This window comes from Pseudomonas sp. AC242 (genome assembly GCF_979258655.1).
Window position 1 is genome coordinate 1,346,732 of record NZ_OZ409873.1, and the last position, 20,639, is coordinate 1,367,370.

11 protein-coding genes are annotated in these 20,639 nt (G+C 62.5%); 7 read left to right on the forward strand and 4 right to left on the reverse strand.

Annotation, left to right across the window (positions count from 1 at the left end; all coding sequences use genetic code 11):
- Positions 1 to 217: 217 nt before the first annotated feature.
- Complete coding sequence (inhA, locus tag ACZZ0A_RS06115; protein ID WP_414893380.1) at positions 218 to 904, reverse strand: isonitrile hydratase; 687 nt, start codon at positions 902 to 904, stop codon at positions 218 to 220.
- 89 nt (positions 905 to 993) lie between these two features.
- Here inhA and ACZZ0A_RS06120 point away from each other — a divergent pair, with 89 nt between their 5' ends.
- The gene (locus tag ACZZ0A_RS06120) at positions 994 to 1,977 is read left to right on the forward strand and encodes a GlxA family transcriptional regulator (protein WP_463542649.1); all 984 of its coding nucleotides are present in this window, start codon (positions 994 to 996) and stop codon (positions 1,975 to 1,977) included.
- Positions 1,978 to 2,053: 76 nt separating this feature from the next.
- Positions 2,054 to 2,686, forward strand: coding sequence for a hypothetical protein (locus ACZZ0A_RS06125; protein WP_463542650.1), 633 nt, complete (start codon positions 2,054 to 2,056; stop codon positions 2,684 to 2,686).
- Here the strand turns inward: ACZZ0A_RS06125 and ACZZ0A_RS06130 are convergent.
- The 3 genes from ACZZ0A_RS06130 to ACZZ0A_RS06140 all read right to left on the reverse strand — a co-directional run bounded on the left by ACZZ0A_RS06130 (position 2,658) and on the right by ACZZ0A_RS06140 (position 5,978).
- Positions 2,658 to 3,047 carry a hypothetical protein gene (locus ACZZ0A_RS06130; protein ID WP_007917131.1) on the reverse strand — a complete coding sequence of 130 codons (390 nt, stop codon included), beginning with the start codon at positions 3,045 to 3,047 and terminating at the stop codon, positions 2,658 to 2,660. The two genes, ACZZ0A_RS06125 and ACZZ0A_RS06130, sit on opposite strands and share 29 nt — an antisense overlap.
- 311 nt (positions 3,048 to 3,358) lie before the next feature.
- A complete protein-coding gene (locus ACZZ0A_RS06135) occupies positions 3,359 to 5,185 on the reverse strand; it encodes a glycoside hydrolase family 15 protein (protein ID WP_007917130.1) in 1,827 nt (608 codons plus the stop codon).
- Entirely contained in the window at positions 5,178 to 5,978 is an 801-nt protein-coding gene (locus ACZZ0A_RS06140; protein ID WP_414893378.1) for a glucose 1-dehydrogenase, read from the reverse strand. Before ACZZ0A_RS06140 ends, ACZZ0A_RS06135 begins: the two co-directional genes overlap by 8 nt.
- 241 nt (positions 5,979 to 6,219) lie before the next feature.
- Here ACZZ0A_RS06140 and ACZZ0A_RS06145 point away from each other — a divergent pair, with 241 nt between their 5' ends.
- The 5 genes from ACZZ0A_RS06145 to ACZZ0A_RS06165 all read left to right on the forward strand — a co-directional run bounded on the left by ACZZ0A_RS06145 (position 6,220) and on the right by ACZZ0A_RS06165 (position 20,626).
- Entirely contained in the window at positions 6,220 to 7,392 is a 1,173-nt protein-coding gene (locus ACZZ0A_RS06145; protein WP_447784384.1) for an MFS transporter, read from the forward strand.
- Between the two features lie 72 nt (positions 7,393 to 7,464).
- A complete protein-coding gene (locus tag ACZZ0A_RS06150) occupies positions 7,465 to 8,205 on the forward strand; it encodes a thioesterase II family protein (protein ID WP_007917127.1) in 741 nt (246 codons plus the stop codon).
- Between the two features lie 37 nt (positions 8,206 to 8,242).
- On the forward strand, positions 8,243 to 9,226 hold the full coding sequence (locus tag ACZZ0A_RS06155; RefSeq protein ID WP_095111786.1) for a TauD/TfdA family dioxygenase: 984 nt from the start codon (positions 8,243 to 8,245) through the stop codon (positions 9,224 to 9,226).
- Positions 9,227 to 9,404: 178 nt separating this feature from the next.
- Positions 9,405 to 12,806 carry an amino acid adenylation domain-containing protein gene (locus ACZZ0A_RS06160; RefSeq protein WP_463542651.1) on the forward strand — a complete coding sequence of 1,134 codons (3,402 nt, stop codon included), beginning with the start codon at positions 9,405 to 9,407 and terminating at the stop codon, positions 12,804 to 12,806.
- A complete protein-coding gene (locus ACZZ0A_RS06165; RefSeq protein WP_463542652.1) occupies positions 12,803 to 20,626 on the forward strand; it encodes an amino acid adenylation domain-containing protein in 7,824 nt (2,607 codons plus the stop codon). Before ACZZ0A_RS06160 ends, ACZZ0A_RS06165 begins: the two co-directional genes overlap by 4 nt.
- Positions 20,627 to 20,639: the final 13 nt, after the last annotated feature.

The window sequence follows — 20,639 nt, forward strand, 5'->3', positions numbered from 1 at the left end:
CAAATTTTGTGGAAGGGCTTTCTACACGGGTGGGGGCGTGGGGACAAGTGAAGGTGTGGTGGCAAACCGGGACAGTGCGCGAACCTGTGACCAACACTGGTCCCCTGTGGGAGCTGGCTTGCCAGCGATGAGGCCTGCACAGCCGACATCTTCATCGACTGGTCCACCGCTATCGCTGGCAAGCCAGCTCCCACAGGGTTTTGTGGATGGCTGGGAATCAGTGCAGGTTAAGTTTCGCGGCCACACGCTCGGTGATTTCCGTGCGCAGCTTCAGCGATGGCGCGGCGCGCAAACGGGCCTCATCGACAATCGCCCCCGGCGCAGTCTCCGGGCTGCCCGCGTTGAACGGCGGCGCCGGCGCATATTCCAGTTGCAACTGGATCAGTTGCGCGGTGTCGGCATCCACCAACTCAGCCGCCAACACCAAGGCAAAATCGATCCCCGCCGTAATCCCACCGCCGGTAAACAGATTGCCGTCACGCACCACCCGATCCTTCACTGCAATCGCGCCCAGTGTCGGCAGCAGATCGTGATACGCCCAATGCGTGGTCGCGCGTTTGCCTTGCAGCAGGCCTGCCGCGCCGAGCACCAGCGAGCCGGTGCACACCGATGTCACGTACTTCGCCTGAGCAGCCTGACGCTTGATGAAGTCCAGCGTCACTAGGTCTTCCATCAACGCCCCAACGCCACCACCGCCGGGCACACAGATCACATCCAGATTGGGACAATCCTCAAACGTGATGGTCGGTTTCAGCAGCAGGCCGGTGCTGGCGGTGACCGGCATCAGATCCTTCCAGATCAGATGCACCTGCACGCCCGGCAACGAGGCGAGCACGTCGTACGGCCCGGTCAGGTCGAGTTGCTGAACCTGCGGAAACAACAGAAAACCGATCTGCAGCGTCATTGTTCTTGCTCCATGAAAAGGGGTGGACGGCTTCACTGTAGGCGCGTAGGTTCTGGCGCATACGCCAATCACCCCACGAATTACGCCAAATGCCCAAAGCCATCCACGTACTCGCGTTTGCCAACATGCAGATTCTCGACGTCACCGGGCCATTGCAGGTGTTCGCTTCGGCCAACGACATCGCCCGTCAGCGCCGTTTGCCCATTCCGTATGCGCCGAGCGTGATTGCCAGCGGCGGCGGGGCGGTGATGTCGTCGGCTGGTCTGGCGGTGTTGGCCGAACCGTTGCCCGAAGCGCCCAGCGACACATTGATCATCGCCGGTGGCTGGGGCATCTATCCGGCGGCTGAAGACATGGCGCTGGTGGATTGGGTGCGCGAACACGCCGCCAAATGTCGACGCGTGGCCTCGGTCTGCACCGGCGCGTTTTTGCTGGCAGCCAGCGGCTGGCTCGACGGTCGCCGAGTCGTCACCCACTGGACCCGCTGCGAACAACTGGCGCAGCAACATCCGAATTTGCACGTCGAGGCCAATCCGATCTTCATCAACGACGGCCCCGTCTGGACCTCGGCAGGTGTCACCGCTGGCATCGACTTGGCTCTGGCGATGGTCGAAGAAGATCTGGGCAGCGACATCGCGCTGGACGTCGCCCGCCATCTGGTGGTGTTCCTCAAGCGCCCCGGTGGGCAATCGCAGTTCAGCGTGACCCTGTCACTGCAGAATCAGGGCAATCGGTTTGATGAACTGCACGCGTGGGTCGCCGAAAACCTGACCTGCGATCTTGGCGTGCCGACCCTTGCCGAGCAGGCGGGCATGAGCGAACGCAGTTTCACCCGCCATTATCGTGCCGACACAGGCCAGACCCCGGCGCGGGCGATTGAACTGATCCGTGTCGAGACGGCGCGGCGCTTGCTCAGCGACACCGGCCTGCCGGTGAAACGGATCGCGGCCAATTGCGGATTTGGCAGTGAAGAAACCTTGCGCCGTAGCTTTCTACGGGCGATTGGCGTGACGCCGCAGGCGTATCGCGAGCGGTTTTCGCTCAGCACTGCAGTAGATCCGGTAATGCCTTGAGCATTTCCGGCGGGGCTCTCTCCGGGTTCAGATAGACTGCACAGCTAATTCTGCCGACCGACTTCAAGGACGATGCATGTCACTCAAATCGCTGCTTGCTCTGCTGGTATTCGTCGCGATGCTGGCTGGTTGCGCTTCACCGCCACCGTCACTGCCGGACACCCCGCAACGCCGTGAACTGATGGAGCGCATGTTTGCCAAGTCGACGATCATGCTGTCGTTCAAGGAACTCGACGCACGCGCCGCCGCCGAGCCGGGCGAACCAAAACGCCAAATCTCTGCAGATGAGGCAGTGGCCAAGCATAAGCAACAAATGAATGTCGACCTGCCAGCCGCGTACTGGCAGCAGCGCCGCGCCAACCTGGCGCAACTGATCGATGCCAGGGCCAAGGGCGAAGCTATCGGCCTGGCGGCTTATAAAGCGAAGTACTTCGAACAGTTGTCCCAGGCGCCGACACCTATGCTCACGGCGCTGGCCAATGCGCCGAGGATGGACGCGCTGCCAGAGTTTGCGCTGGTGCTGCCCAATGATCATCAACTCAGTTACTTCTACTTGATCACCGTCGCGGATGAGACGTTCTGGGAAATTGAGCAGTTTTACCAGCACATGGCCGATCTGGATGCCCAGTACGGCGTCTGCGCGCTGTTCCCGGATTGCTACCGAGCGGACTTCCGTTCGGCTAAGCCTCGGCTTCCGCCATCTGATTAAAGTACTTCGTCCGGTCCGGGGTAAACGTCACCACCATCTTCGTCCGCGAGCACGTCAGCGAACGCTCTTCACTCAAATCAATATTCAGATCCTCGCCGCGCAAGCCTTGCCACTGCGCCAGGTATTTCAGCGAGCCGTATTTTTCGAGCTTTTTCAGGCTGCGACTCACGCCACCTTTCCAGCCGAGCACCGGCAGTTCACCGTCGAGGCACTGTTGGGCGATATGGGGGAAACGCGCGGCGCGCTGTCGGCCGACTTCCCAGCATTTGATCAGACCCTGGTCGGCAGCTTCCCAGAGCTGGGTGCGGGTCAGGCCCGTGCGAAGAGGGGCGGCGATGTTGCGCTGGACGTGCTGGCTCATTCTGGTTCCTTGAATTCGGGTTTTGTTGGACAGCTCCGCTGTGCCCGTTGCGGTGGATGGTAGGGGCGGATGTAACCGCTGGCAACAAGGTATTTCGGGGTGTAAGTGCAAGTTACGAGGGGAGCTTGGCGTGGTGTTTGTGAGTTTTTTGCGGGCATTGATTTACACAAAGTGTCGCCGCAGGTAACCGCTGCAAGGCCCAGCGCCGAAACTCGGCGCTGGGTGATGTGTGTGGCGTGTAGGCCGGCTTCCCACAAGAGGCGTTTAAAATGCGATTTATCTGACAGACGCTGACGAAGAATCGGACGAGTTCAAGGCTGCCACTCACTCTTTTCCCCGCTCAAACGCCGATCCAGAAAACTCGCCGCGCTGATCAACGCCAGATGCGTCAATGCCTGTGGGGTATTGCCCAAGTGCCGGCCATGGGCGTCGAACTCTTCGGCGTAAAGGCCCAGCGGATTGGCATAGCGCAGCAATTGCTCAAACTCCAGATGGGCTTTTTCAACCTGCCCCGCGCGAGCCAGGCATTCGACATACCAGAACGAGCACGCAGCGAAGGCGCCTTCGGTGCCGGCCAGGCCATCGATATTGCTGTCGTCATTGCGATAGCGGTAAACCATGCCGTCGCGCACCAGGGTCTTTTCGATGGCCGCGAGGGTCGCGAGCCAACGCGGATCCTTGGCGCTGACGAAACGCACCAGCGGCATCAACAACATCGAGCCATCCAGCGCCGTACCGCCCTTGTACTGGACGAAATGCCCGCGCTCCTCGTTCCAGAAGTTGTCCCAGATGTCGGCGTAAATCGCCTGCCGGGTCTTGTCCCATTGCGCAAACGGGGCCGGCAGCGAGCGTTTCGAAGCCAGGCGAATGGCCCGGTCCAGCGCCACCCAGCACATCAGCCGCGAATGCAGAAAATGATGTTGCTCACCGCGCATTTCCCAAATGCCGACGTCCGTGGTCTGCCAGGTTTCACAGACTTGATCGACCACTTCGCGCACGTGTCGCCAGCCCTCGTGGGAAATCGCGTCGCCATATTTGTTGACCAGATACACCGCGTCCATCAGCTCGCCGAAGATGTCGAGCTGGATCTGATCGTACGCGCCATTGCCGATGCGCACCGGTTGCGCGCCGCCGTGTCCGGACAGATGGGTCAGTTCGGTTTCCGGCAATTCCTGTTGCCCGTCAATGGCGTACAAAATATTCAGTTTCATCGGTTGCCCGTGGCAATCGCTGACCCGTCCGCGCAGCCAGCCCATGTAGTCGTTGGCTTCGCCGACAAAGCCCAGACGCATGAACGCGTACACCGTGAACGAGGCGTCGCGGATCCACGTGTAGCGGTAATCCCAGTTGCGCTCGCCGCCCGGCGTTTCCGGCAGACCGAAGGTGGCGGCGGCGAGAATCGCGCCGTGTTTGCGCGAGGTCAGCAACTTGAGCGCAAGGGCTGAACGGTTGACCATTTCGCGCCAGCGTCCACGATAGATTGACTGCCCGAGCCAGTCGCGCCAGAACTTCAGCGTGCGCTCCATGCACAATTGCGCAGCGCCTTCCTCGAAGCGCGGATCGTCTTCGCCGCCGAGCAGAAACGCGGCTGTCTGATCCTGTTTCAAGGTAAATGAGGTTACCGCTGCGTCGGTCTCGATGTGCAGTGGTTGATCCGAGGTCAGCCGCATCGATGGCTGGCCATCGGCACTGAAGATCACTGCTTGCTGGTCCATCCGCGCGCGGGTGGCGGCGCGGGCATAGTCATGGCGCACCGCGCAACGCACGTGGAAGGTCGCTTCACCGCTGACCACGCGCACCCGGCGCATCAGCAACGGCAAATCGTCTGCGTTATCGGCGATCGGCAGCAGGTCGGTGACCTCGACTACCGCACGCTCACTCAGCCAGCGGGTTTGCAGAACATTGGTGTCTGGCAGGTAAATCTGCTCGCGGCGGGCATCGGGCAGGTCCGGCGCCAACTGAAAAATCCCCGCGTCGGGGGTGTCCAGCAACGAACAGAAAATCGACGGGCTGTCGAACTCCGGCCAGCAGAAAAAATCCACGCTGCCACGGTCGTTGATCAGTGCCGCACTGCGCATGTCGCCGATGATGCCGTGGGCGTCGATCGGGCTTTGTCGTTCCAGGTGATGCTCAGCCATTGCCGCGAAACTCCGGATAGAGGCTCATGCCGCCGTCGATGAACAGGGTGGTGCCAACGATGTAATCGGAGGCGTCGGAGGCGAGAAAGACCAGCGCATTGGCGACGTCTTCAGCGTCGCCGATGCGGCCGTAGGGAATCAGCTCAAGCAGCTTTTCGCCGGCAGCGCCTTCAGTGGCGTCTTGATTGATCGCCGTGCGAATGGCCCCCGGCGCAATGCCGTTGATACGAATGCGTTGGTGGCTGACTTCCTGCGCGAGGGTCTGCATCAGTTGGTCGACGCCGCCCTTGGACGCGGCGTAATTGACGTGCCCGGCCCAGGGAATGCGCTGGTGCACCGAACTCATGTGGATGATCTTGCCGGCCGCACGGGACACGCCTTCACGAATGCCTTGGCGATTGAAGATGCGCAGGGCAGCGCGGGCGCAGAGGAACTGCCCGGTGAGGTTGACGCCGATCACTGCGTTCCAGTCGTCCAGCGACATATCCACAGCGGCGGCGTCTTTTTGCATACCCGAGTTGGCCACCAGAATGTCCAGTGAACCGAAGGCATCGAGGGTTTCGGCGAACAGCCGTTCAACCTCGTCTTCCTTTGATACGTCGGCGCGGATGGCGATGGCTTGGCCACCATCGGCAATGATCTGTCGGGCCAGTGCCTCGGCTGGTTCTGCCTGCCGGTTGTAGTTGATGATTACTGCGGCGCCGGCGGCGGCGAGGGCTTTTGCGCACGCGTGGCCGATGCCGGAACTGGCGCCGGTGATCAGGGCTGTTTGTCCGGTGAGGGAGATGTGCATGCGGGGTCTCGCCTTGAGTGAGGGCTTATAAAGCTGACTGGTGGCGAGCGATGAGAGTTCAGCTCGAAGATCAAAAGATCGCAGCGTGCCGCAGCTCCTACATGGAATGCGATCTCCAGTAGGAGCTGCGGCACGCTGCGATCTTTTGATCTGCAAGGCCTTCACATTCCACCAACAATTCCTCGCTTCCACGCCTCGCGACCCTATGGCAACTTGGCGGCCCTTGACGAGGCTGCAACCCATGGCAAACCCCTACCGCGAATTGTTCAACGCCCCCGGTGCACGCAATTTTGTGCTGGCCGGAATGATCGCGCGCATGCCGATCTCCATGACCGGTATCGGCGTGATCACCATGCTCTCGCAGTTGAAGGGCGGGTATGCGCTGGCCGGTGCGGTGGCGGCGACGTTCGCGCTGGCAACGGCGTTCTGTGCGCCACAGGTTTCGCGGCTGGTTGATCGCTTCGGTCAGGGGCGGATTCTGCCGGTATCGGCATTGATCGGCGGCGGGGCGCTGTTGATGTTGCTGCTGTGCACGCGTTTGCAGGCACCGACCTGGACGCTGTTCGTCTTCGCCGCGCTGGCCGGGTGCATGCCGAGCATGTCGGCGATGGTGCGGGCGCGCTGGACGGAAATCTATCGCGGCCAGCCACAACTGCAGACGGCGTACGCGCTGGAGTCGGTACTCGATGAAGTCTGCTTTATTGTCGGTCCGCCGCTGTCGGTGGGCTTGTGCGTGGCGGTGTTCCCCGAGGCCGGGCCGCTGGCGGCGCTGTTGGCGCTGGCGATCGGCGTGACGGCGTTTGTCGCCCAGCGCAGCACCGAGCCGCCGGTGCATCCGCACGCCCTCGAGCACCACGGCTCAATCATTGGTTCGACGGACATTCAGCTGTTGCTGGCGTTAATGATCGCCATGGGCGTGATCGTCGGTGTGGTCGATGTCGTCAGCGTCGCGTTCGCTCAGCAACAGGGGCAACCGGCGGCGGCGAGCATTGTGCTGTCGGTGTATGCCATCGGTTCGTGTCTGGCCGGGATTGCGTTTGGGGCGATGCGCTCGAAACTGCCGTTGCCGCAATTGTTTCTGTATGGCGGGGTGGCGACGGCAGTGACGACGCTGCCACTGTTGCTGGCGAGCAATATTATCGGCCTCGCGCTGGCAGTATTCATTGCCGGCCTGTTCTTCGCGCCAACCTTGATTGTCGCGATGGCACTGGTCGAACGCATCGTGCCGCCGGCCAAGCTCACCGAAGGGCTGACCTGGCTGGTGACTGGTTTGAGTATCGGCGTTGCCATTGGCGCCGCTGGTTCGGGCGCGCTGGTCGATGCTTTCGGCGCACGCAGCGGCTTTTGGTTGGCGATTGCTGCCGGGGCAGTAGTCCTCGCGTCGGCGGTGCAGAGTTTCCGTCATCTGAAGTGATCGGCCAACCGACTAATTCCCGCGTCACCTCATCCGTTCTCTTTTACAGATAACCTTATTGAGGTAAACGCGGTGACAAAGCTGACACTGCTGTGCCTGCCCTATTCGGGCGCCAGCGCCATGGTCTACAGCCGCTGGCGGCGCCAACTGCCGTCGTGGTTGCACCTGCAACCGGTGGAATTGCCCGGGCGCGGTGCCCGATTCGACGAACCCCTGCAAATCGACATGCGTGCACTGGCCCGGCAATTGGCCCGCGAGCACAAGCCCGGCTTGCAAACGCCTTACGCGCTGTTCGGGCATAGCCTCGGTGCGCTGCTGGCGTGCGAGCTGGCACATGCTTTTCGCGAGCTCGGTGCGCCGGAGCCGGTGGCGCTGTTCGCTTCCGGCACGGCCGCGCCGACCCTGCGCAGTGACTATGATCGCGGCTTTGCCGAAGCGCGCAGCGATGAGGAATTGATCGATCAACTGCGCACTTTTCAGGGCACCAGTGAAGAAGTGCTGGCCAACAAAGAGCTGATGAGCCTGACCCTGCCGGTGCTGCGCGCCGACTTCATGATGTGCGGGCGTTTCACACCGGCGCAGCGGCCCTTGCTCAATTGTCCGGTGCACGTGCTGGGCGGCAAGGAAGACCGCGCGACCACCGAGCAACTGATCGGCTGGAGCAAGGAAACCCTGGGCAGTTTTTCCGTGGACATGATGACCGGTGGGCACTTCTTCATTCATGAGCACGAAGCCCGGGTCATTCGCACGATCAAGACCCATCTGGAAGTCCATCACCGCCGTCATGCCCAGGCAGCGGCGCCGGCCTTTTAGCGCGGTTCACCTATCGAGTGATTACAGGAGGCCAGTCATGGCTGTTGCTGTGGGATTTTCCGTTCGGCCACTGCTGCCGCAACGGGGGCGCTTGCCGTTGTTGGTGGAAGCGACCGATGCGGACACTGACTTGCTGGCAGTGTTCGATGAATTGAAAGAACTGGTGGACGAGCATCTGCTGCGCGACGGCGGGGTACTGTTTCGCGGTTTTCGTCTGAACGGTGCCGAACAGTTCCGGCAGTTCGCGGCGAGTTTTGGCCATCCGCTGTTGAACTATGAATTCGGCTCGACGCCGCGCACCAACGTGACGCAGGGCGTGTACACCTCGACCGAATACCCGGCGCACCAGAGCATTCCGCTGCACAACGAGCAGGCCTACTCCCGCGACTGGCCGATGAAAATCTGGTTCTACAGCATGATCGCGGCAAAGTCCGGTGGCGAGACGCCGATTGCCGACAGCCGTGAAGTCTATCGGCGTATTCCCGCGGCGATTCGCGAGCGCTTCGTCAGCAAAGGGCTGATGTATGTGCGCAACTTCGGCAACGGGTTGGATGTGGCTTGGGAAGACGTGTTCAACACCGAAGATCGCGAGGTCGTCGAGGCCTACTGCAAGGCCCACGGCATTGTCTGCGAATGGAAGGATGACGGTGAACTGCGCACCCGCCAGACCTGTCAGGCGGTGGCGGTCCATCCGGTGACCGGTGACAACGTCTGGTTCAATCAGGCGCACCTGTTCCACATTTCCAACCTGCAAGCGGAAGTGCGTGAAAGCCTGCTGGACATTGTCGACGAAGAAGACTTGCCGCGTAACGTTTACTACGGTGACGGCTCGGCGATTGAAGACGAGGTGCTGGCGCAGATTCGCGCGGTGCTCGATGAGTGCGCGATCAGCTTTCCCTGGCAGGAGGGCGATGTGCTGATGCTCGACAACATGCTCTCGGCGCACGCGCGTTCGCCGTTCGAAGGTCCGCGTAAAGTGATTGTCGCCATGGCTGAAGGGCATTCACAGGGTCCGCTCTGAGCAATTCCCACATCTGTTGGTAAAGCTGCCGAAGCCGGTCTCGTACCGGCTTCGGCATTTGTGTGTCTACCGTCGAGCCGCTGTTGCGCCAGCGCGCTAAATCATCGCGTTTGTCATTCGTTCTTGTTGATACGACCGGGTCTCCTGGTCACGCCGCCGATCAGCAAGGACCCCATGCATGAATGCCGCAGACGCCCAGAAACTAGCCCGTCGTTTTATCGAACTGCCACAGGACAAACGCCGTTTGTTCCTCGCCGGTATGGCCCGTGAGGGCATCGATTTTGCGCAGCTGCCCATGACTGCCTGTGACGGGATCGCCGAGCGAGACGGACTTTCGTATGCCCAGCAGCGGATGTGGTTTCTCTGGCAACTGGACCCGCACAGCGCTGCTTACAACTTGCCAATGGCGGTACGTCTTACGGGAGACTTGCAAGCGCAGGCGCTGGAGCAGGCGTTCAGTCAGTTGGCGGCGCGGCACGAGTGCTTGCGCACCACCTTCGGTCAGGATGGTGAGCGCGCGGTTCAGCGCGTCGCTGAACCGCAGCCGTTGAAACTGGCGATCACCGATCTCAGTGCGGTGCCCGAAGCCCAGCGCTGGCCGCTGGCGCAACAGCACATGATGGCTGAGGCCGGTCAAGCCTTCGATCTCGAGAACGGCCCGCTGCTCAGCCTGCGGTTATTGCGCCTGGCCGAGCAGGAGCATGTATTGCTGCTCACTCTGCACCACATCATCGCCGATGGTTGGTCGATGAACATTCTCATCGATGAGTTCATGCGCATCTATGACGCACGGGTGGCGGGGCGCGAGCCGTCGTTGCCGGCGCTCACCGTGCATTACCGCGATTACGCGCTGTGGCAGCGCAGTTGGCTGGAGGCCGGTGAGCGCGAGCGTCAGCTGGATTACTGGCGCACGCAATTGGGCGACGAGCATCCGGTGCTGGAGCTGCCGACCGATCGTGCCTATCCGGCGCAATCCAGTCATCAGGGCGCGCGTCTGGAAACGGTGATCGACGCAGCGCTGCGTCAGGAGCTGAAAAGCCTTGCCCAGCGTCAGGGCGTGACACTGTTTGTGGTGTTGCTGGCCGCGTTCAAAACGTTGCTGCATCGCTACAGCGGCCAGACCGATATTCGCGTTGGCGGGCTGATCGCCAACCGCACCCGCAGCGAAACCGAAGGGCTGATCGGCTTCTTCGTCAACACGCAGATCCTGCGCAGCGAAGTCACCGCGCAAACACGTTTTGCCGATCTGTTGCAGAACCTGCGTCAGGCCGCACTCGGCGCGCAGGTTCATCAGGATCTGCCGTTCGACGCCTTGATCGAAGCCTTGCAACCGGCGCGCAGCCAAAGCCACAACCCGCTGTTCCAGGTGATGTTCAACCACCAGCCGCTGGTGACCGACTTGCAGCACGTGCAACTCGAGTCCGGTTTGCAGGTGGGCTATTTGACTGAGGAGCAATTGGCCGGCAGCGGTCGCCAACATGCCGCCACCAGCGACCTGATGCTCGACACCCGCGAGGAGGGCGAGCAGTTGTTCGCGGCCTTCACCTATGCCACCGATATTTTTGATGCCGCAACCATCGCTGCGATGGCCGGGCATTGGCGCAACATCCTCGCGTCCGTGTGCCGTGATCCGCAGCAAATCGTCGGCGAAGTCGAACTGCTGGCGGAGACTGAACGTGCACAACTGATTCAAGTCACCAAGGCAGAACCGGTTTTCGCCAGTGTGCAGACCCTGTTCGAAGCGCAGGTGGCGCGCACGCCGCAGGCAGCGGCGGTGATTCTCGCGACCAAGCCGTCGCCGTCACTCAGCTATGCCGAGTTGAACACCCGCAGCAATCGTCTGGCCCATCAGTTGCGCACTCGCGGTGTCGGCCCTGACGTGCTGGTCGGCGTGGCGCTGGGGCGCTCGCTGGAACTGGCAGTGGCATTACTGGCGGTGCTCAAGGCCGGCGGCGCTTACGTGCCGCTGGATCCGCAGACACCGGCCGAACGTTTGCGCCACGTGCTCGATGACAGTGGCCTGAAACTGCTGCTGACCGATCGCGAAAGCCTCGCCAGCCTGCCGGATCTGGATGACGTCGATTGCCTGTGTCTGGAGCAGTTGGCCGACAGTGATCCTGCCGACAATCTGCCTGTGACGGTCGCCGCGCAAAACCTCGCCTACGTGATCTACACCTCAGGCTCGACCGGCCGCCCGAAAGGCGTCGCGGTCAATCATGGCGCGTTGAGCGAGTTCATCGCCCGCGCCATCGATTACAGCGACTTGCGCGAAGGCGATCGCGTTTTGCAGTTCGCCACCAGCAGCTTCGACGGCTTCGTCGAGCAGTTTTTCCCGCCGTTGTGTCACGGCGCCGCAGTCGTCCTGCGTGATGCGCGGTTGTGGGACAGCGCGGCGTTGCATCAGGTCATTGTCGAACATGGCATCACCCTGGCTGATCTGCCGGCCGCTTATTGGTATTGGCTGGTGCAGGAATACGCCGCTAATCCACCGGCCGGTTTCGCTGCGCTGCGGCAGATTCACGTCGGCGGCGAGGCGATGGCGGTAGACGGTTTGCGCCTGTGGCAACAGGCCGGTTTGGGCCATGTGCGCTTGCTCAACACCTACGGGCCGACCGAAGCCACGGTGGTTTCGACCATTCACGACTGCACCGCGCTGACGGCCGACGCCGTGTCGTGGCGCGGCATCCCGATCGGTCACGGTCTCGACGCACGCCGCCTGTACGTGCTCGACGATGATTTGAACCTGCTGCCACAAGGCGCGGTGGGCGAGTTGTACATCGGCGGGCCTGGCCTGGCGCGGGGTTATCACCGCCAGCCGACCCTCAGCGCCGAGCGCTTTATCGCCGACCCGTTCGCCGACGGCCAGCGCCTGTACCGCACCGGCGACCGCGCGCGACTGCGACCTGACGGCGCGGTGGAGTACATCGGTCGGGTCGATCATCAAGTGAAGATTCGCGGTTTCCGCATCGAACTGGGCGAAATCGAATCGCGCCTGCAGCAATGCCCCGGCATCCGCGAGGCGGTGGTGCTGGCAGTTCCGCTAAGCGGTGGTTTGCAACTGGTGGCCTACGTGGTCAGCGATCCGGCGGTGCTGCAAAGTGCAGCGACGCAAACGGCGTTCCGTCAGCAAATCCGCGCGGCGCTGCAAGCCAATCTGCCGGATTACATGGTGCCGGGCCATCTGCTGTTGCTGGCGAACCTGCCGCTGACACCGAGCGGCAAACTCGATCGCAAGGCCTTGCCGGCACCGGATCCGAGTCAACTGCAAGGCGACTATCGCCCGCCGCAAACCGATACCGAACAACAACTGGCGCAAATCTGGGCAGAGGTCCTGCAAGTGGCACGGGTCGGTCTGGATGATCACTTCTTTGAATTGGGCGGCCATTCGCTGCTGGCCGCGCAGGTGATCGCGCGCATCAAAACTCAATTGGGCGTGGTGTTGCCGCTGCGCAGCCTGTTCGAGAAACCGCTGCTGGGTGAACTGGCGGGGGTGCTGGCGCAACTGGCTGACAGTGCAACGAACGACGACTGGTCCGATATGGATCAGTTCATGAATGCTTTGCAAGGAGAAGAAGTATGAGCGGCACCATGGCGGAACGTATCGCGAAGAGGTTCGTCGGCTTGCCGCTGGAACAGCGTCGGCTGTTTCTGGCCAAGCTGCGCGAGGACGGCAAGGACTTCAGCCTGTTGCCGCTGCCGGTCAGTCGGCACGATGTCGCGCCGATTCCGTTGTCGTTCGCTCAGCAGCGTCTGCTGTTTCTCTGGCAACTCGAACCGCAAAGCGCCGCCTACAACATGGCCGCCGGCCTGCGCCTGAACGGGCGTCTGGACGAAGCGGCGCTGCAGCGCTCCTTCGATCACCTGGTGGCGCGCCATGAGGTCCTGCGCACGGTGTTCCAGACTGACGGTGATCAGCCACACCAGGTCATCCTTGATCAGCAACCCCTGGCCGTGGAACGCATTGACCTGACCGGGCTGCCGCCGTCAGAGCGCGAGCAGGCGTTGGCGCAACAGGTGCAGAGCGTCACCGCACGGCCATTCGATTTGCGCCACGGGCCGCTGCTGCGCGCCAGTCTGTTTGCGCTGGCCGACGAAGAGTTCGTGCTGGTGGTGAGCATGCACCACATCGTCTCTGACGGCTGGTCGATGGACGTGATGGTCAAGGAATTCGTCCAGTGCTATCAGGCGTTCAGCCTCGAACGCGAACCGCAATTGCCAGCGCTGGCGCTGCAATACGCCGACTACGCGATCTGGCAACGCCGCTGGCTGGAGGCCGGCGAGGGCGAACGGCAACTCGATTACTGGCGTCAGCAACTGGGTGAAGAACACCCGCTGCTGGAAGTCGCGCCGGACTTTGCCCGGCCACTGACGCAAAGCTTCGAGGGCCAGACCCTGAGTTTTGATTTCGGTGCGCCGCTGTCCCTGCAACTCAACGCCTTTGCCCGTAGCCAGGGCATCAGTCTGTTCATGCTGGTGCTGGCCGGGTTCTCGTTGTTCCTGTCGCGGCAGGCCGGGCAGCGTGACATTCGCGTCGGCGTGCCGAATGCCAACCGTGGCCGTGCTGAAGTCGAAGGGCTGATCGGCTTTTTCGTCAACACTCAGGTGCTGCGATGCGAGGTGGATGAGCGCGGCAGTTTCGAGGATTTGCTGGCGCGGGTGCGTGAAGCCTCGTTCGGTGCGCAGGCGCATCAGGAGTTGCCGTTCGAGCAACTGGTGGACGAGTTGGTGGCAGAACGCACCTTGGGCCACAACCCGCTGTTCCAGGCCAAGTTCAACCAGAACGTCGGTATGCAGAAGCAGCGTTCGATGGCGCTGCCCGGGCTGAGCGTGGCCGAGTATCCGCTGGACAAGGATGGCACTCACTTCGATCTGGCGCTGGACATTACCGATGATGGCACGCTGATTCACGGCCAGATGACCTATGCCAGCGACCTCTATCGGGCGGAAACCGTCGAAGCTTTTGTGCCGGCCTTGCTCGGTCTGTTCAGCGAATTGCTGAAAGCGCCGCAAGCGCCGTTGCACAGTGTTGCGCAGATCTCGCCAGCGCCACTCCCGGCACCCGCCGAACCGGCGTTGTCGGTGTTGCAGCACTGGGATCGTGAGGTCGCCCGCCAGCCTGAAGCGCTGGCTGCGCGCGACCTGAATCAGGCCTTGAGTTATCGGGTGCTGGATCAGGCGGCCAATCGGCTGGCCCATCATTTGCGCGCCCAAGGCGTGCGCGATGGCCAGCCGGTGGCGGTGCTGATGGAGCGTTCGCTGGACTGGCTGACTTCGGTGCTGGCGATCTTCAAGGCGGGTGCGGTGTACATGCCGCTGGACGTCAAAGCGCCGGACGCACGTTTGCAGCAGATGCTCGGCGCTGCGAAAGCACGGCTGCTGTTGTGCGCCAACGGCGATGCACGCGTGTCCGCGCTGGCGGTCGATGGTTGTCAGGGCATCGCCTTTGCAGCGCAGCAGTGGCAGTCCATGCCGGACACTTGCCCCGCCGTGACGCTGTGCGCGCAATCACCGGCGTATGTGATTCACACTTCCGGTTCCACCGGGCAACCGAAAGGCGTACTGGTCAGCCATGGCGCGCTGGGCAGTTATGTGCGCGGTGTGCTTGAGCGACTGGCGCCGACCGCGGACGCCAGCATGGCGCTGGTCTCGACCATCGCCGCCGACCTTGGTTTTACCGTGCTGTTCGGTGCGCTGTGTTCGGGACGACTGCTGCATGTCTTGGCGGAAGAATTGGGCTTCGATCCGGACCGGTTTGCCGAGTACATGGCCAGGCATCAAGTGGGCATGCTGAAAATCGTCCCGGGCCATCTGGCCGCGTTGCTGCAGGCCACGCGGGCTGCCGACGTGCTACCGGAACACGCGCTGATCGTCGGCGGTGAAGCATGCTCGCCAGCACTGGTGGAGCGCGTGCGCGAGCTCAAACCGGGCTGCCGCATCATCAACCACTACGGGCCGAGCGAAACCACGGTGGGCGTACTGGCCCATGAAGTCGGTGATCTGACCCTGGCGCGCAGCGTACCGGTCGGTAGCGCACTGGCCGGCGCTCACGTTTACGTGCTCGACGATGTGCTGAACAACGTTGCCGATCAGGTGGCCGGCGAGTTGTATATCGGTGGTGACAGCGTCGCGCTGGGCTACCTGAATCAGCCAGGGCTGACCGCCGAGCGCTTCCTGCCGGATCCGTTCGGCGCGCCGGGTGCGCGGGTGTATCGCAGCGGCGACCGAGTACGCCGCAATCGTCAGCAAACGGTGGAATTCATCGGCCGCGCCGACGACCAAGTCAAGGTGCGCGGTTATCGCGTGGAGCCGGCGGAAGTCGCGCGGGTGTTGCTGGGCCTGGACGGCGTCAGCGAAGCGGCGGTGCTGGCGCTGGCTCTGGATGACGACCCGACGCGTCTGCAACTGGTTGCGTGGTGTGTACCAACGGCGGGGCTGACCTTGCAGGCGCAGGCGCTGCGCGAGCAATTGCAGGCGTGCCTGCCGGACTACATGGTTCCCACACAGATTGTGTTACTGGAAGCATTGCCGCTGACGGCCAACGGTAAGCTCGACAAACGTGCCTTGCCGGTGCCGGGTGTGGTCACTCAACACTTCGTCGCACCAGTGGGTGAAATCGAAGAAAAACTCGCGGCGATCTGGGCCGACGTGCTCAAACTGGAGCGCGTGGGCAGCACCGACAACTTCTTCGAGCTGGGCGGCGACTCGATCCTCAGCCTGCAAATCATCGCTCGCGCCAAACGCCAGGGCATCAAGCTGAGCCCCAAGCAACTGTTCGAAAAACAGACCATCGGCCAACTGGCCGCTGTGGCCAAGCTGATCGAAGCCAAACCCGTTACGGCTGCGGTACCGGCCGCTCGCGGACCGTTGCCATTGCTGCCGATTCAGGCACGGTTCTTCGCAACCGCGATTGCCCAGCGTCAGCACTGGAACCAGTCGGTGATGCTGCAGCCGACCACACCGCTCGACGCCGCGCCTCTGCGCACAGCGCTGGCGGCGCTGATCGAACAGCACGAAGCATTGACGCTGAATTTCCAGGCGTCCGGCGACGTGTGGCAGGCAATGCCGCAGACCCAACGTGATCCGGAGCTGTTGTGGGTGCGCGAACTTGCCAGCGTGGACGCTTTGCCGGCACTCGCCGACGACGCCCAGCGCAGTCTCGATCTGCAACAAGGGCGTTTGGTGCGGGCGGTGCTGGTGAATCTGCCGAACGCTGAGCAACGCCTGTTGCTGGTTATTCATCACTTGGTGGTGGATGGCGTGTCGTGGCGCATTCTGCTGGAAGATCTGCAGCACGCTTACACTGCGCTGGCGGCGGGCACGCCGCTGGTCTTGCCGGGCAAAAGCAGCTCGCTGCACAGTTGGGCCGAACATCTGCATCGTTACGGGCAGAGTGAGGTGCTGGCCGCTGAAAGTGGTTACTGGCGGCAAACCCTGGAGGCGAGCGACGCGCAACTGCCACGCGATTTCCCCCAGGACACCCAGACCCGCGAACAGGCGGGCCGCGCCAGCTCGCGCCTGAGCCAGACACTGACCCACAAACTGCTGAAAGTGGCGCCGGCAGCGTATCGCACGCAGATCAACGACCTGCTGCTGGCGGCCCTGGCGCGGGTGTTGTGTGACTGGAGCGAACAGCCTTCGGTACTGATTCAGCTCGAAGGTCATGGCCGTGAGGACCTGTTCGACGACATCGACCTGAGCCGCACCGTGGGCTGGTTCAGCAGCTTGTTCCCGGTGCGCCTGACACCCGAGGCTACGCCGGGTGCGTCCCTCTGCGCGATCAAGGAGCAATTGCGTGCGGTGCCGGGCAAAGGCATCGGATTTGGTGTGTTGCGTTACCTGAGCCAGTCCGCCGAGTTGCAGGGATTGCCGCAGCCGCGCGTGACCTTCAACTACCTCGGCCAGTTCGACGGCGCGTTCAACGCCGACGCCGGCGCGCTGTTCTTGCCGAGTGGTGAAAGCACCGGCGCCAATCAGGACGCGGCTGCACCGTTGGGTAACTGGCTGAGCGTTGATGGTCAGGTCTATGGCGGTGAGCTGGAATTGACCTGGACCTTCGGCACCGGCATGTATCGCACAGAAACGGTCGAGGCGCTGGCCGAGGCCTATCGTCGCGAGCTGGAGCGTTTGATCGAGCATTGCTGCGACAGTGGCGAGGCGGCTGTGACGCCGTCGGACTTCAGTCTGGCAACACTGACCCAGGCACAGCTGTCGGCGCTGCCGATCCCGGCCCGCGACATCGTCGACCTCTATCCGTTGTCGCCGATGCAGCAGGGCATTCTGTTCCACAGCGTCAACGATCCGGACAGTCCGGCGTACACCAATCAATTGCGCGTCGATGTGCAACACCTCGACGCCGAGCGTTTCCGTCTAGCGTGGCAGCAAACCGTTGATGCCCACGAGATCCTGCGCACGGCATTCGTCTGGCCACAGGATGCCGCCGCGGCGGTGCAAGTGGTTCGTCAGAGTGCTCAGATGCCATGGCGCATGCAGGACTGGCGCGGTCGTGCTGACATCGGTGCGGCGCTGGAGCAACTGGCCAGCGAGGACTTGGCCAGCGGTTTCGACCTGACCGGCGCGCCGCTGTTGCGGGTGACGCTGGTGCGCACGGGTGAGGCTACGCATCACCTGATTTACACCTGCCACCACATCCTCATGGACGGCTGGAGCACCTCGCAGTTGTTCGGCGAAGTGCTGCAGCGTTATGCCGGCCTGACCCCGGCGGTCGGGCAGGGGCGTTATCGCGATTACATCGAATGGCTGGGTCAGCGTGATCAGCAGGCCAGTCGTGATTTCTGGACGACAGCCCTCGCTGATCTTGATGAGCCGACGCGTCTGGCCAGTGCCGTGTCGGGCGGGCAGCACGCGGCCAGCGGTTACGCCGATCACGAGCATGTATTCAGCGAAACCTTGACGGCGGACTTGAACCGCTTCGCCCGCGAGCAGAAAGTCACCCTCAACACCTTGGTGCAAGCGGCGTGGCTGGTGCTGTTGCAGCGTTATACCGGGCAGGACCATGTGGCATTCGGCGCCACCGTCGCCGGGCGTCCGACGGATTTGCCGGGCGTCGAGCAGCAGATCGGTCTGTTCATCAACACCTTGCCGGTGGTCGCGGCGCCGTCCGCCGAGATCGTCGTCAGCCAGTGGCTGCAACAGGTGCAAGACGTCAATCTGGCCCTGCGCGAGCACGAACACACGCCGCTCTACGACATTCAGCGTTGGGCCGGTGCGGGTAACGGTGCGTTGTTCGACAGCATTCTGGTGTTCGAAAACTACCCGATGGCCGAAGCGCTGCAACAGGGCCCGGCCACGGGGCTGACGTTCTCGGCGATTCGTCGTCAGGAACAGACCAACTACCCGTTGACGCTGGTGGCGGTGACCGGGCGTGAACTGAGCCTGGGGATCAGTTACGACCGGGCCAGTTTCGATGCGGCCGCAATCAGCGGTTTGAGCGCGCAACTGCAGAGCCTGCTGACGCAGTTCCTCGTCGATGCCTCTCAGCCGTTGGGTGCGCTGCAATTGCTCGCCGAACCACAGCGTCAACAGGCCATCGCTTGGGGCAAGGCCGACGTTACGGCAACGGACGCGCGCACAGTGCTGGAACATCTCGCTGCGCAGGTGCAGCGTCAGCCACAAGCACATGCGGTGCTGTTCGCCGAGCAACGGATCGATTATCAGAGCCTCGATACCCGGGCCAATCGCCTGGCGCACCAGCTACAAACACTGGGCGTCGGGTCGGAGGTGCGGGTCGGGGTGTGCATGCGCCGCACGCCGGACATGCTCGTGGCGCTGTTGGCGATCCTCAAGGCGGGTGGCGCCTATGTGCCGCTGGATCCGGACTATCCACAGGAACGCTTGTTGCACATGCTCGACGACAGCCGCGCCGCCGTGCTGATCACCGAGCCGGCCGCACTGGCGCTGTTGCCTGAGACGTTGAGCGCGCAGGTGCTGTTGGTGGAAGAGGGCGCGTTGAGCGCGTTCCCGACAACGGCACCGCTGGTGAATGTCACTGCACAGAATCTGGCGTACGTCATCTACACCTCCGGCTCCACCGGCAAACCGAAAGGCGTGGCCATCACCCATGGCAACCTGTCGGCGTTGATTCAATGGTCGGCCGGGGTCTATCACGAAGACCAACTGCGCGGTGTGCTGGCCTCGACGTCGATCTGCTTCGACCTGTCGGTCTGGGAAATCTTTGTCACCCTGGCCTGCGGTGGTTGCCTGGTGCTGGCGGACAATGCGCTGGCGCTGGCCGATTTGCCGGCCCGCGAACAGGTCACGCTGATCAACACGGTGCCGTCGGCGATTGCCGCGCTGCAACGGGCCGGGCAGATTCCGCATTCGGTGGCGACCATCAATCTGGCCGGCGAACCGCTCAAGCAAAGCCTGGTCGACACGCTGTACGCGAGCACGTCGGTGCAGTTGGTCTACGACCTCTACGGGCCGTCGGAGGACACCACCTATTCGACCTTCACCCTGCGCACACCCCAGGGCCAGGCGAACATCGGCCGACCGTTGCCGAACACCGTGGCCTATCTGCTCGACAGCCAGTTGCAAGTATTGCCGAGTGGCGTGCCCGCCGAGTTGTACCTGGGTGGTGCCGGTGTCACCCGGGGTTATCTGATGCGCGCGGCACTGACCGCCGAGCGCTTTGTGCCGAATCCGTACGCCAGCAACGGCGAGCGCCTGTACCGCACCGGCGATCTGGTACGCCAGGGCAGCGATGACAACATCGAGTACATCGGCCGGGCCGACCATCAGGTGAAGATTCGCGGCTTCCGTATCGAACTCAGCGAAATCGAAGCGCGGCTGCTGGAGCAGGACGAGATCCGCGAAGCCGTGGTGCTCGCGCAAGACGGTGCCGCCGGTAAACACCTGCACGCCTACGTGGTGGCGCAGGCAGTGGTCGATCAAACGGTGTGGGTGGAACGCTTGCGCAGTGCACTGGCCAGTCGCTTGCCAGCGCACATGGTGCCGGGCCACGTGCACCTGATCGACGCCATCCCGCTGACCCCCAACGGCAAGCTCGATCGCAAGGCACTGATGGCCTTGGGCGACGGCCCGGCGCAGCAGCATTACCAACCGCCGCAAAGCGATTTGCAGTGGGAAGTGGCGACGATCTGGCAGGAAGTGCTGGAGGTTGAGCAGGTGGGCCTCGCGGACAACTTCTTCCAGCTTGGCGGGCACTCGTTGCTGGCGACGCTGGTGGTGACCCGGATCAAGGAGCGTCTGGGCGACAAGGTGCCGCTCAAAGAGCTGTTCGAAACCGACACCCTCAAGGCGTTCTGTGCGCGAATCGAGGCCTTGCGCGTCGAAATGTCGCCCGTTCAGGATGAATTGGCTAAATCCCTGGAGGCCCTCAAACGTCTATCCCTCGATGATCTGGAAAAACTGATTTCTTGAGAGGGAAAAACGC